This window comes from Curtobacterium sp. MCPF17_018, from assembly GCF_003234135.1.
Lineage (GTDB): Bacteria > Actinomycetota > Actinomycetes > Actinomycetales > Microbacteriaceae > Curtobacterium > Curtobacterium flaccumfaciens.
Genome location: NZ_QKSJ01000011.1, coordinates 41,238 through 53,886, shown reverse-complemented (window position 1 = coordinate 53,886; position 12,649 = coordinate 41,238). Strand labels below are relative to the sequence as shown.

The 12,649-nt window shown below is 71.4% G+C and carries 11 protein-coding genes; 5 read left to right on the top strand and 6 right to left on the bottom strand.

Going from position 1 to position 12,649, the window contains the following annotated elements:
- Window positions 1-111 precede the first annotated feature (111 nt).
- From DEJ27_RS13510 to DEJ27_RS13500, 3 genes are all read right to left on the bottom strand, one after another.
- A complete protein-coding gene (locus DEJ27_RS13510) occupies window positions 112-1,410 on the bottom strand; it encodes an LCP family protein (protein ID WP_258370361.1) in 1,299 nt (432 codons plus the stop codon).
- 201 nt (window positions 1,411-1,611) lie between these two features.
- The gene (locus DEJ27_RS13505; RefSeq protein ID WP_111091163.1) at window positions 1,612-2,292 is read right to left on the bottom strand and encodes a GntR family transcriptional regulator; all 681 of its coding nucleotides are present in this window, start codon (window positions 2,290-2,292) and stop codon (window positions 1,612-1,614) included.
- A 166-nt stretch (window positions 2,293-2,458) separates the two neighbouring features.
- Complete coding sequence (locus DEJ27_RS13500; RefSeq protein ID WP_375231898.1) at window positions 2,459-3,913, bottom strand: MFS transporter; 1,455 nt, start codon at window positions 3,911-3,913, stop codon at window positions 2,459-2,461.
- A 205-nt stretch (window positions 3,914-4,118) separates the two neighbouring features.
- Between DEJ27_RS13500 and DEJ27_RS13495 the strand changes: the two genes are divergently transcribed.
- A complete protein-coding gene (locus tag DEJ27_RS13495; RefSeq protein ID WP_111091161.1) occupies window positions 4,119-5,504 on the top strand; it encodes an AAA family ATPase in 1,386 nt (461 codons plus the stop codon).
- Window positions 5,497-7,515, top strand: coding sequence for a VWA domain-containing protein (locus tag DEJ27_RS13490; RefSeq protein ID WP_111091159.1), 2,019 nt, complete (start codon window positions 5,497-5,499; stop codon window positions 7,513-7,515). The genes DEJ27_RS13495 and DEJ27_RS13490 overlap by 8 nt, the downstream gene beginning before the upstream one ends.
- 70 nt (window positions 7,516-7,585) lie before the next feature.
- Here DEJ27_RS13490 and DEJ27_RS13485 read toward each other — a convergent pair whose 3' ends face one another.
- Genes DEJ27_RS13485 through DEJ27_RS13475 form a run of 3 tightly spaced genes read right to left on the bottom strand, consistent with a single transcriptional unit; the run spans window position 7,586 to window position 9,681 of the window.
- Complete coding sequence (locus DEJ27_RS13485; protein ID WP_110862439.1) at window positions 7,586-8,344, bottom strand: SCO1664 family protein; 759 nt, start codon at window positions 8,342-8,344, stop codon at window positions 7,586-7,588.
- The gene (locus DEJ27_RS13480; RefSeq protein WP_110862438.1) at window positions 8,341-8,868 is read right to left on the bottom strand and encodes a DUF3090 domain-containing protein; all 528 of its coding nucleotides are present in this window, start codon (window positions 8,866-8,868) and stop codon (window positions 8,341-8,343) included. The genes DEJ27_RS13485 and DEJ27_RS13480 overlap by 4 nt, the downstream gene beginning before the upstream one ends.
- A gap of 33 nt (window positions 8,869-8,901) precedes the next feature.
- A complete protein-coding gene (locus tag DEJ27_RS13475; protein ID WP_111091157.1) occupies window positions 8,902-9,681 on the bottom strand; it encodes an MSMEG_4193 family putative phosphomutase in 780 nt (259 codons plus the stop codon).
- Window positions 9,682-9,749: 68 nt separating this feature from the next.
- Between DEJ27_RS13475 and DEJ27_RS13470 the strand changes: the two genes are divergently transcribed.
- The 3 genes from DEJ27_RS13470 to DEJ27_RS13460 all read left to right on the top strand — a co-directional run bounded on the left by DEJ27_RS13470 (window position 9,750) and on the right by DEJ27_RS13460 (window position 12,637).
- Window positions 9,750-10,967 (top strand): MFS transporter, encoded by a 1,218-nt coding sequence (locus DEJ27_RS13470; RefSeq protein ID WP_111091155.1) that lies wholly within the window; start codon window positions 9,750-9,752, stop codon window positions 10,965-10,967.
- A 10-nt stretch (window positions 10,968-10,977) separates the two neighbouring features.
- A complete protein-coding gene (locus tag DEJ27_RS13465) occupies window positions 10,978-12,132 on the top strand; it encodes an AI-2E family transporter (protein WP_111091153.1) in 1,155 nt (384 codons plus the stop codon).
- Between the two features lie 76 nt (window positions 12,133-12,208).
- Window positions 12,209-12,637, top strand: coding sequence for a BLUF domain-containing protein (locus DEJ27_RS13460; RefSeq protein WP_110862434.1), 429 nt, complete (start codon window positions 12,209-12,211; stop codon window positions 12,635-12,637).
- Window positions 12,638-12,649: the final 12 nt, after the last annotated feature.

Below are 12,649 nucleotides of genomic sequence, written 5' to 3'. Positions count from 1 at the left end.
GGAGGCACCGAGCCGAGACTCGTCCCCGCGGACAGTTCGCGGGGGTTGCGGGCCGCAAAGAGTCCGCGCAGCCGAGACTCGGGGACAGCGAGGGACCGCCTGCGCCGCGCGTCAGTACCCGAACGCCTTCGAGCAGGTCTGCTGGTCGGCGGACTGCCCCTCGAGCCCATCGATGGTCTCGGGCGTCGCCGAGGGGGTGCGCGGCGCAGCGGACGACGGCGCTGCCGGGGTCGCCGGCTCCGGCGCAGCGGCCGGCGACGACGGTGCAGCGGTCGGCGACGACGCTGCAGCGGTCGGCTGCCTCGGGTTCGGCTGCGTCGGACTCGTCTCCGACCCGATGCCCGTGCTGTCCGCCCCGAGGGAGAACGACTGGTCGGCCTTGATCTTCGCGAACAGCCGGTCGGCCAGGTACGTCGTCGGCTCGACCTTGCCCTCGTAGACACCGGTGCCGCCCGTGGTGCCCGGGTACTGCACGAAGTTCACCTGCGCCAGCGGCAGATCGCGCAGCGCCAGGCCCATCTGCACCATCGTCCCGATGTCGTTCAGGCTCTGGGACAGCTGCATGTTCGACGCCGCCGCCCGGGCCAGCTTGTACAGGCGGGCCGGCGAACCGAGGGTGTCGTTCGACTTCACGGTGCGGAGCAGCGACGACAGGAACACCTGCTGGCTCGAGATCCGGCCGAGGTCCGACCCGTCGCCGACGCCGTGCCGGGTGCGCAGGAACGCCAGGGCCTCGTCACCCTGCAGGGTCGAGGTGCCGGCGGGCAGGTCCAGCCCGGTGTAGGAGTCGGTGATGGGCTGGGCGACGCAGACGGGCACGCCACCGATCGCGTTCGACATCTCGATGACGCCCTTGAAGGACACCGCGGCCGAGTACTGGATGTCGAGTCCGGTCAGCCCGGCGACCGTCTGCGTGACGCAGTTCAGGCCGCCCTCGCCGAACGAGGTGTTGATCGGCTGCGCCGCCATCGCCGGCGCGGTGCCCGTGCCGTCGGTCTTCTTGCAGGCCGGGATCGGCGTGACGAGGTCGCGCGGGATGCTCACCGCGGTCGCGTTGGTGTGGTCGGCCGAGACGTGCAGCAGGATGTTGACGTCGTTGAGGGTCGCGTCGCGCTCTCCGAACGCCGGGCTCTGGTCAGGGTCGTTGTCGGTGCCGACGACGAGCACGTTGAACCCGCCCGTGAAGGCACTGAGCGGCTTCGCACCGCCCTGCGCCTGCGGTGCGGGCTGGCCCTGGATCTCGACGCCGTCACCGAGGTCGTCCGTGACCTGCTTCGCCGCGATCGCCGTCACGGAGACCGAGCTCACCAGGGCCACTGCGACGACGGCGGACACCGTCTTGGCAGCGGTCGCGAGGGGGCTCGAGCGCCGCAGACGTCCGTGCCGTGCGATCCCTGGTGCTCGGTTCAAGCGGTGGGATCGATCGCGGACGTCGTTCACGGGCACTCCTGTCGTCGGTGGACACGCCGGGGACGGCAACCGGTCAAGGCTGCCACGACGTTGCCTGACGATCCAGTGCGAGGGGCACCGGCACCGCTCACTGCGCGGCGTCGGGACCCGTGGACCACGGCGGTGGGCGCGGAGCTGAGCGGATCCGCAGCCGCCGCCGGTTCAGGCCGACACGACCACCCGGAAGCGCTCCGGCAGCGCGATCAGGGCGGACGACAGGTCGAGGAGCGCCGCGGCGCAGTCGTCGAGGGCGTCTCGCTCCGCCGCGTCCACGGCCCGCTCGACGATCGCGACCCGTCGTCGGCGGTCGACCACCGCATCGATGCCGTTCGCCAGGGCGACGTCGTCGGTGAAGAACATGTCGAGCACGATGCGCTGCGACAGCAACCAGTCGCCGCTGACCGACGACCCGCGGCGCCGCAGGTACCAGGCCCCGAGTTCGACGAAGGCACCTGCTTCGGTCCAGCAGTCGCGCAGCCACGCCTTGTCGAACCGGTCCTGGTACCCGACGGAGTTCGACGGCGGATCGACGAGCAGGGCCTGGGCGATCCGCAGTCGCTCGATCATCTGGTCGACCGACCACTGCGAGATCACGACACCGACGTACCGCTGCACGCTGGCCAGTTGCAGGGACTCGAGGGTCACGAGGGCTTCGCGCACCGGTGTGCGCGACACCCGCATGTCCGATGCCAGGGTGTCGAGCCGCAGCCGCTGCCCGCGGCGGTACTCCCCCCGCAGGACGTTGTCGAGCAGTCGCAGGAACACCGCGTCGCGCAGCAGGCTGCGGCGCAGGCCGTGGGGATCGAGTCCGTCGGCGCCGGCTCGGGTGGGGGTGTGCTCCATCACCCCAGGCTCACGCACGGGCGGCACCCCCGAGGCGAGGGCGGTCGCTGCCGTGGATCGTGGTGGCCGGTGTCGTGCTGTGGAGGAGTGCCATGCACGCACAGTGACAGCGCGGCGACGGCGGCGCTAAACACTCTGAATACAGAATGTCAGACCGCCGCCGGGCTCACCTCCGGTCGGACTTCGCGTCCCCGGTGAGCACCGAGAGCGGTTGGGTGACGTCCTCCAGCCCCTTCCGCGCGGCGTCGACCCCGAATATCAGGGCCACCACGCCGCCACCGATCATCACCGCGGATCCGAGCAGGTACCCCCAGAACAGCGGCTCCCGCGACGACCCGTCACCGATGAAGGCGCCGTAGATGGCCGGCGCGACCGCACCGAAGATCTGCGCCAGGGCGAAGAAGTACGAGATGGCCTGCGACCGCAGCTCGAGCGGGAAGATCTCGCTGACGGTCAGGTAGGCGCTCGACGCCCCGGCCGAGGCGAAGAAGAACGAGACGCACCAGAACGCGACCTGCACGGTCGCCGAGATCGCGTCGGCTCGGAACAGGAACGCCGACGTGGCGAGCACGAGGCCGGACACCAGGTACGTCAGGAAGATCATCTGGCGTCGACCCCAGGTGTCGAAGAAGCGCCCCAGGATGATCGGGCCGAGCAGGTTGCCGATCGCGAACGGGAAGAAGTAGACCGCCGTCTCCGCCGTCTTCAGGCCGAAGAAGTTCGTGAGGACCAGGGCGTAGGTGAAGAAGATCGCGTTGTACAGGAACGCCTGCGTGATCATCATCGTCGCGCCGACGAGCGTGCGGGTCGGGTACTGCTTCAGCAGCACGCGCGCGATGGCGAGGAACCCGACGCGGTCGGTCGGCGTGACCGTCATCGCCTTCGACTGGTCGACCTCCGGCAGGGGCTTGCCGGTCGCCTTCTCCACCGACTCCTCGATGCGCGAGACGGTGGCCTCGGCCTCTTGCTCGCGCCCGTGCGTCATCAGCCACCGCGGACTCTCCGGGATGTGCCGTCGCAGGAAGATGATCGCGATGCCGAGCACCGGGCCGAGGAAGAACCCGATGCGCCAGCCGATGTTCTCGGCGAAGTAGGACGTGTCGAGCAGGTAGATGTTCGCGAACGCGCCGAGTGCGGCACCGCCCCAGTACGTGCCGTTGATGGCGATGTCGACGTGCCCGCGGTACTTCGCCGGGATGAGCTCGTCGATCGCCGAGTTGATCGCCGCGTACTCGCCGCCGATGCCCAACCCCGCGACGAACCGGAAGGCCGCCAGGAACCAGAAGTCCTGCGCGAGGCCCGCGATGCCCGAACCGATCAGGTAGATCGCGAGCGTCAGGATGAACAGCTTGCGCCGCCCCAGTCGGTCGGACATGCGCCCGAACACCAGGGCACCGACGACCTGGCCGACCAGGTAGATCGTGCCGAGGGACGTCACCTGCTGCGTGGACAGGTTCAGGTCCGCCTGGAAGCCCGCGTTCGAGACGATCTGGATCTCGAGACCGTCGAGGATCCAGGACACGCCGAGTCCGACGACGACGCTCCAGTGGAACCGGGTCCACGGCAAGCGGTCCATCCTGGCGGGCACCAGGCTCTTGATGGTTGCGTTCGCGCTGCTCACGAAATGGGACCGTACGCCGAGATCGCCGATGTGGTTCAGATGCGGAACGAGGAACCGGGGACGGAGCCGGATCCCCCTACTTCGAATCCGGCTCCGTCGCCGGGATCCCAATGATCGCAAGTGCGATGGGAACCCACAAGCGGGCTGGAGGCGCGGTGCGGGCTGACACCGCGCCTCCGGTCCGCAACGGCGTAACGTCCAGAACGTGACCCGACCTGACATCCGCACGGTCGGCGAGCTCCGCACCTCTGGTCACGTCCAGAAGACGGTCCGCGCCGAGATCCGCGACAACCTGCTGACCGCCCTGCGCCAGGGCACCGATCCGTGGCCCGGGCTGCACGGCTTCGAGACCACCGTCATCCCCCAGCTCGAACGCGCCCTGATCGCCGGCCACGACGTCGTCCTGCTCGGCGAGCGCGGCCAGGGCAAGACCCGGCTGCTCCGCACCCTGCAGGGCCTGCTCGACGAGTGGACGCCGGTCATCACCGGCTCCGAGCTCGGCGAGCACCCGTACGAACCGATCACCACCGCGAGCATCCGGCGTGCCGACGACCTCGGCGACGCCCTGCCGATCAGCTGGCGGCACCGGGACGACCGCTACGTCGAGAAGCTCGCGACGCCGGACACGAGCGTCGCCGACCTGATCGGGGACGTCGACCCGATGAAGGTCGCCGAGGGCCGTAGCCTGGGCGACCCGGAGACCATCCACTTCGGGCTCGTCCCCCGTGGGCACCGTGGCATCGTCGCGATCAACGAGCTGCCCGACCTGGCCGAACGCATCCAGGTCGCGATGCTCAACGTGATGGAGGAGCGCGACGTCCAGATCCGCGGCTACGTGCTGCGGCTGCCGCTCGACGTGCTCGTCGTGGCGAGCGCGAACCCCGAGGACTACACGAACCGCGGCCGGATCATCACGCCGCTGAAGGACCGCTTCGGCGCCGAGATCCGCACGCACTACCCGATCGAGCTCGACGACGAGATCGCCGTCATCCGGCAGGAAACGCAGCTGACGGCCGAGGTCCCGGACGCCCTGATCGAGATCCTCGCCCGGTTCACCCGGGCACTGCGTGGTTCGAGCGCCGTCGACCAGCGCAGCGGTGTGAGCGCCCGGTTCGCGATCGCCGGTGCCGAGACGGTGTCCGCCGCCGCGGTGCACCGCGCAGCTCGCCAGGGCGAGGACGAGGCGGTCGCGCGGCCGATCGACCTCGAGACCGCGGTGGACGTCCTCGGCGGCAAGATCGAGTTCGAGAACGGCGAAGAGGACCGGGCCGACGAGGTCCTCGAGCACCTGCTCCGCACCGCGACCGCCGAGACCGTGCGCTCCCGGTTCAAGGGCCTCGACTTCACGGTGCTCGTGGACGCGCTCGAGGGCGGCACGATGGTGACCACGGGCGAGCAGGTCAGCGCCCGGGCGTTCCTCGAAGGCCTGCCGTCGATCGGTGAGTCCGACCTGTACGACCAGGTGTGCGACCGGATGGGTGCGACGAACGACGGCGAACGCGCCGGCGCGATCGAGCTCGCCCTCGAGGGGCTGTTCCTGGCCCGGCGCATCAGCAAGGAGTCCGGCGGGGGCGAAGCCGTCTATGGCTAGGCAGAACCGGCGCCTGACGCGCGACACCCGGTACGGCCGCTACACCGACGGACCCGACCCGCTCGCCGCCCCGGTCGACCTGGCCGAGGCGCTCGACGCCATCGGGCAGGACGTGATGGGCGGCACGTCGCCCGAGCGGGCGATGCGGGAGTTCCTGCGGCGCGGCGGCCGGACGCAGCGCGGCCTCGACGACCTGGCCCGACGGGTGGCCGAGCGCCGCCGTGAGCTGACGAGCAGGAACAACCTCGACGGCACCCTGCAGCGGGTGCGCGAGCTCCTCGAGCAGGCGCTGCTCGCCGAGCGCGGGGAGCTCGCCCGCAACGTCGACCTCGACGACGGCGACCGGGCCCTGGCCGAACTGCAGCTCGACAGCCTGTCACCCTCCCCCGCCGCCGCGGTGCAGGAGCTCGGCGACTACGACTGGACGAGCCCGACCGCGCGCCGGAAGTACGACGAGATCAAGGACCTGCTCGGCCGCGAGGTGCTCGACCAGCGCTTCGCCGGCATGAAGCAGGCGCTCGAGGGCGCCACCGACCAGGACCGGGCCGCGGTCAGCGCGATGATGCAGGACCTCAACGCCCTGCTCGAGGCGCACGCCCGCGGCGAGGACACCCAGCAGCAGTTCGACGAGTTCATGGACCAGCACGGCGAGTACTTCCCGTCGGACCCCGCGAACGTCGACGAGCTGCTCGACGACCTGGCAGCCCGCGCGGCCGCGGCGCAGCGCATGCGGAACTCGATGACCCAGGAGCAGCGGGACGAACTCGACGCCCTCGCCCAGCAGGCCTTCGGCTCCCCCGACCTGATGGGGCAGCTGTCCCAGCTCGACGGCAACCTTCGCGCACTGCGTCCCGGCGAGGACTGGGGCGGATCGGAACGCATGGACGGCGAACAGGGCCTCGGGCTGGGCGACGGCACCGGGGTGTTCCAGGACATCGCGGACCTCGACGCCCTCGCCGACCAGCTCGCCCAGTCCGGGCCGGGCTCGGAGCTCGACGACCTGGACCTCGACGCGCTGTCCCGGCAGCTCGGTGACGAGGCGGCGGTCGACGCGAAGACCCTGCAGCGTCTCGAGCAGGCGCTCCGGAACTCCGGGGCGCTGCGCCGCGGTGCCGACGGGCAGCTCCGGCTGACCCCGAAGGCGATGCGGCAGCTCGGCAAGAGCCTGCTCAAGGACGTCGCCCAGCGGATGTCCGGTCGCCAGGGCGCGCGGGACCTCCGTCGCTCGGGCGCCGCGGGCGAGCCCTCGGGTGCGTCGCGGCAGTGGGCGTTCGGCGACACCGAGCCGTGGGACATCCCCCGCACCGTCACGAACGCCGTGGTGCGGACGGCGGCCAGCGGTCGAGCGGGTGCCGGCGTGCGCCTGAGCATCGAGGACGTCGAGGTGCAGGAGACCGAGGCACGCACCCAGGCCTGCGTCGCGCTGCTCGTCGACACGTCGTTCTCGATGGCCATGGAGGACCGCTGGGTGCCGATGAAGCGCACCGCCCTGGCGCTGCACACCCTGGTGTCGACCAGGTTCCGCGGCGACGACCTGCAGCTCATCGCGTTCGGTCGCGAGGCCGAGGTGATGGACGTCGAACAGCTCGTCGGTCTCGACGCGATGTGGGACAAGGGCACCAACCTGCACCACGCCCTGCTGCTCGCCAACCGGCACTTCCGCAAGCACCCCACGGCCCAACCGGTGCTCCTCATCGTCACCGACGGCGAGCCGACGTCGCACCTCGAGCCGAACGGGCAGGTCTGGTTCGACTACCCGCCCGACCCGGTGACGATCGCGCTGACCGTGCGGGAGCTCGAGAACGCCGGACGCCTCGGCGCCCAGACGACGTTCTTCCGCCTCGGCGAGGACCCGGGGCTCGCCCGGTTCATCGACGCGATGGCGAAGCGGGTGGACGGCAGCGTCGTGGCACCGGAGAACGACGACCTCGGGGTCGCCGTGGTCGGCTCGTACCTCGGCTCGCGTCGCGGGGCCGACGGCGCGCTCTTCCGCGACGACCGGGGGCTCTGAAGCCCTCACGGGACGGACTGGAGGCCCGTGGCGAGACCGCCACGGGCCTCCAGTCCATTGTCGGGTGCGTCTAGAACAGTGGCCAGGGCACGGCGGGGCCGTGACCGGGCGGCGGCGGGAAGATCCCGACGGCACGCAGGGCCGCGCAGCGCGCTCGGAGCGTGTCGATCTCCTCGTCCGTCAGGTGCTCGGCGAGCTCGTCGCCGAGACCGCCGCGCAGGGCTTCGGACACCCGGTCGAGGCCCTCGAGCTCGTCCGGCCCGAGCGGCTCCCCGATCCAGCCCCACAGGACCGTCCGGAGCTTGTGCTCGACGTGGAAGGTGAGCCCGTGGTCGACGCCGAAGCGGTGGCCGTCGGGCATCGCGAGCACGTGCCCACCCTTGCGGTCGGCGTTGTTCACGACCACGTCGAAGACGGCCATCCGGCGCAGGGCCTCGGAGTCCTCGTGCACGAGCGTGACGGGCTGGTCCTGTTCGTCGATCGCCTCGAGCACGGGCAGCCAGGGCGAATCGTCCGCCTCGGCGAGCTCCGGCGCCACCAGGTCGACGGCGTCCTGCTCGGGGTCGACGTCCTGCCAGCGCTGCACCATGCCAGGGCCGAACGGACCGTCGCCCATCCACGTGGGCGGGACGACACCCCAGCCGAACGCCTCGGAGACCAGGTGCGCGGCGATCTCGCGGCCGGCGAGCGTGCCGTCCGGGAAGTCCCACAGCGGGCGCTCGCCCTCGATGGGCTTGTAGACGACGGTCGCGCCGTCGAGTTCGGCGAGGAAGGTGGCGTTGGACGCCTCGCGGATGCGCGCCCGGACGGACAGCGAGCCGTCGCTCATGCGTCGCCGGGCGGACGACCGGCGGCGACGACCTCGCGCGTGCGCTCGACGAAGGCCCGGGCGGTGCCGACCGGGATCTTCACCTGGAACAGCTCCGCGGGCTCGGGGATCTCGACGACGGCTTCGATCTCGATGCCGTCCTCGCTCTCCTCGGACACGATCTCGACCTCGTCGTCGATCGGGTACGCCTCGATGACGACCTGCGCGGTGGAGGGGTCGAAGCCCAGGCTCAGTGCTCCCGCGCGGAACTCGGGCTCGACGGGCTGGTCGAGCGGCTCCGGGTCGCGGAGTTCGACCGGCACCGACGGCGGCACGCTGAAGCGGTTGTCGTCGACGGTCGCGACCTCGTCGAGGAGCTCGTCGATCTTGTCGGCGAGCACGGCGGTCTGCTCCTTCTCGAGCGCGACGCTGGTGACGCGTCGACCGGAGCGGGCCTGGATGTAGAAGGCGCGCTCACCCGGACGGCCGATGGTGCCGACGACGAGGCGGTCCGGCCAGTCGAAGCCGTGGACGATGGTGGGCATACCCGCATTGTAGGAGCGCTCGGCTCCGCCCGTTCAGGGTCGGGCAGGACCCGCGGGCGCGTCGGGTGCCGGACGCCCGGTGCCGGTGTGCGCATCGGGTTCCGGATGGCCCGCGCCGCCGCCGACCGCGGCGTCCCCGCTGGGTGCCGGGGCGGTGCGCAGCCAGGACAGGTCGCCCGACTCGGTGTTCGTCGCGACGACCTCGGGGCGGTGCTCGCCGTAGCGCACGACGGACACCGAGGCCGGGCCGACGCCGATGCGCTGGAACAGGTCCAGGTGCATGCCGAACGCGTCGGCCAGGACGCTCTTGATGATGTCGCCGTGGCTCACCGCGACCCAGACCGCGCCGGGTCCGTGCTCCGCCTCGACCTCGGCGTCGATGCGCCGGACGGCCGCGACGGCCCGGGACTGCATCGTCTGCATGGACTCACCGCCGGGGAACACGACGGCGCTCGGGTTCGCCTGCACCGTGCGCCAGAGGGGCTCCTTCGCCAGGTCGGCGAGCTTCCGGCCCTGCCACTGCCCGTAGTCGGCCTCGGTGATGGCCCGCTCGATCAGCGAGGCGGGTGACCCGGTCTGCCGGTCGGTCTGCCGGTCGGTCTGCCGGTCGAGGATCGCACGGGCCGTCTGCCGGCAGCGCTCGAGCGGACTCGACACCACGGCGACGACGGGCACCGCGGCGATGCGCTCCGCGGTCCGCTCGGCCTGGGTGCGGCCGACGGCGTCGAGTCGCACGCCGGCGGTGCGTCCGGCGAGGACGCCGGTGGCGTTCGCGGTGGTGCGTCCGTGACGGACGAGGAGGACGGTCGCCATGCGCCCGATCCTAGGCGCGGGACGCGGTCGCCCTTGACGGGCCGCCCGGGGACCGATCAGATGGGGGCATGGCCGGGCGGCATCGACTCGCACTCTTCGCCACGTCGACGGTGACCGGGTTCGGGATCGCGACGTGGATCACCCGGACGCCCGCGATCCGCGACGAGCTCGGTGCCTCGATCGAGGCGATGGGCCTCGTCCTGCTCGGGCTGTCGATCGGGTCGATGATCGGGATCCTCGGTGCCGGGGCCCTGGTGCGGCGGCTCGGCAACCGCCCGCTCATCCTGCTCGGGGGCGCGCTGCCCGTCGTCGGCATGGTGCTCGTCGCGCTGCTCGCCCCGGCGCAGGTCGCCGCCGGGGTCTGGGCCGGGCTGTTCCTGATCGGCTTCGGGGCGGGGGTCGCCGAGATCGGGCTGAACGTCGAGGCCGCCGCGGTCGAACGGCAGATCGGACGACCGGTCGTGCCGGTGCTGCACGCCTGCTTCAGCCTCGGCAGCGTGGTCGGTGGGGTCGTCGGCATCGCCATGACGGCCGCGCGGACCCCGGTCGGGGTGCACCTGCTCGTCGGTGCCGCGGTGATGGCCGCGCTGGCGGTGTTCGCGGCCCTGAACCTGCGGCCGGTGCCCCGTGACACACCCACCGATGCGCCTGCCCATGCCCCGGGCACCCGTCGGGGAGCCCGCCGCTCCGTCCTCACCGTGCAGCTCGCCATGATCGCCGTGATCACCCTGGCGATGGCCTTCGCCGAGGGTGCCGCGAGCGACTGGCTCCCGCTGCTGATGACCACCGACCACGACGCTCCGGAGTCCGTCGGGTCCCTCGTGTTCACCGGGTTCGCCCTGGCCATGCTCATCGGTCGCGCGGCCGGCACCCCGCTCGTCGCCCGGTTCGGTCGCGCCCCGGTCGTCCGGGTCTGTGCAGCCGTCGGTGCGGTGGGGGTCCTGCTCGTCGTGCTGTCACCGAGTCCGGTCGTCACCGCGGCGGCGGCCGGCGTCTGGGGTCTCGGCATCGCCCTCGGGTTCCCCCTGTCGATCTCCGCCGCGGGCGACCACCCCTCCGACGGCGACCGCCGGGTGTCGGTGGTGGCCACCGCCGGGTACATCGCGTTCCTGGTGGGGCCGCCGTTGCTCGGGTTCGTCGGGGAGCACCTCGGCCTGCAGACGGCGATGCTCGTGCCCCTCGTCCTGCTGGTCGCAGCGTTCGTGGTCGCCCCGGCGACGCGGGGAGAGGACACCGGGCGGACGATCGAGCCGGCGGAACCGGCGCGTCGGCCGTCCGGTCGGTAGCGTCTCGGGCATGCCGTTCTTCCGCGACGCTCCACGCCCGACCGCTCCGCCCGTTCCGTCGAGGGTCCAGGCCGCGTGGTCCGACTCCGCCGGGCACCTCGCGACCCGCTGCCTGCAGCTCATCATCGTCGTGGTGGTCGTCGCCGGCATCGTCTGGGCGAGCAACATCCTCAGCGTCGTCACGATCCCCGTGCTCCTCGCGCTCATCATCGCGTCGGCCATGCACCCCGTGGTGTCGTGGCTCCGCAAGCACCGGGTGCCGTCGGTGCTGGCCACCCTCGCGGTGCTCATCGGCGTCCTCGCGGTCCTGGGCCTGATCGGCTGGCTCATCGTCGTCGCGGTCGAGAACCAGTGGGCACAGCTGCAGAAGTCCGCCGTCGACGGGTTCCAGCAGCTGCAGACGTTCGCGAAGAACCTGCCGTTCTCGATCTCCGACAAGCAGATCGACGACGCCGTCGCGTCGGCGTCCGACTTCGTCACGAGCGCGCAGTTCGGCTCCGGTGCCCTCGCCGGTGCCTCGGCCACCGCGAACTTCCTGACCGGGCTCGTCCTGATGATCGTCGTGCTGTTCTTCTTCCTGAAGGACGGCCCGAGCATCTGGGAGTTCCTGCTCCGCCCCTTCACCGGTGAGCGCTACGCCCGCGCACGCCGCGTCGGCGACCGGGTCGTCTCGACCCTCGGCGGGTACGTCCGCGGCACCGCCACCGTCGCTGCGGTCGACGCGATCGGCATCGGTGTCGGCATCGCGATCGTCGGCGTCCCCCTCGCCCTGCCGCTGGCCGTCATCGTGTTCATCACGGCGTTCATCCCGATCGTCGGTGCCACCGCGGCCGGCATCCTCGCCGCCCTCGTCGCGCTCGTGGCCCTCGGCCCGGTGCAGGCCCTCTTCGTGATCGGCATCGTGATCGTCGTCAACCAGCTCGAGGGCAACTTCCTGCAGCCGGTCCTGATGGGTCGCACGCTCAAGCTGCACGGCCTCGTCATCCTGATCGGTCTGACCGCGGGCACCGTCCTGGCCGGCATCACGGGCGCGATCATCTCGGTGCCGCTGCTCGCCGCCGCCTGGGGCGCGATCCTGGTCTGGGACGGTCCGAACACCCCGGCCCGCCCGTGGCGGAAGAAGCGCAACGAGGACGTCACCGCACACGAGCTGCCGCAGGGCTGATCCGCAGCGCCGATCCGGAGGGCGCGTTGCGGACATCCACTTCGCGCAGCGGCCTTCCACCCAGCAGGATGGAGGAGTGCTCGTCTCCATCGTCTACATGAGCCGTGCCGTCGTCCCCTTCGACGACCAGGCCATGGCGGTGCTGCTCGCGGAGTCCCGGCTGCGCAACGAAGCGCTCGGGGTCTCCGGACTCCTGCTCGCCAAGGGCGGCCGCTTCATGCAGCTGCTCGAGGGGCCGGCGTGGAGCGTGCAGGACCGGTACGACGTGATCGCGAAGGACCGACGTCACGGTGAGGTCAAGTCACTGGTGCGCGAGGACATCGAGCGCCGACGTTTCGACGGCTGGTCGATGGCCTACCGGGCGCTGGACGACGACGACGTCCGCTCGGAGGACGGCTTCAGCCCGTTCCTGTCCGGCACGATGGACTTCCCGCGATCGTTCGACCGGACCAGTGCGGCCTGGCTGCTGAAGTGGTTCCGCGACCGCGAGCTGCACGACCGCTGACCCGCCGGCAGC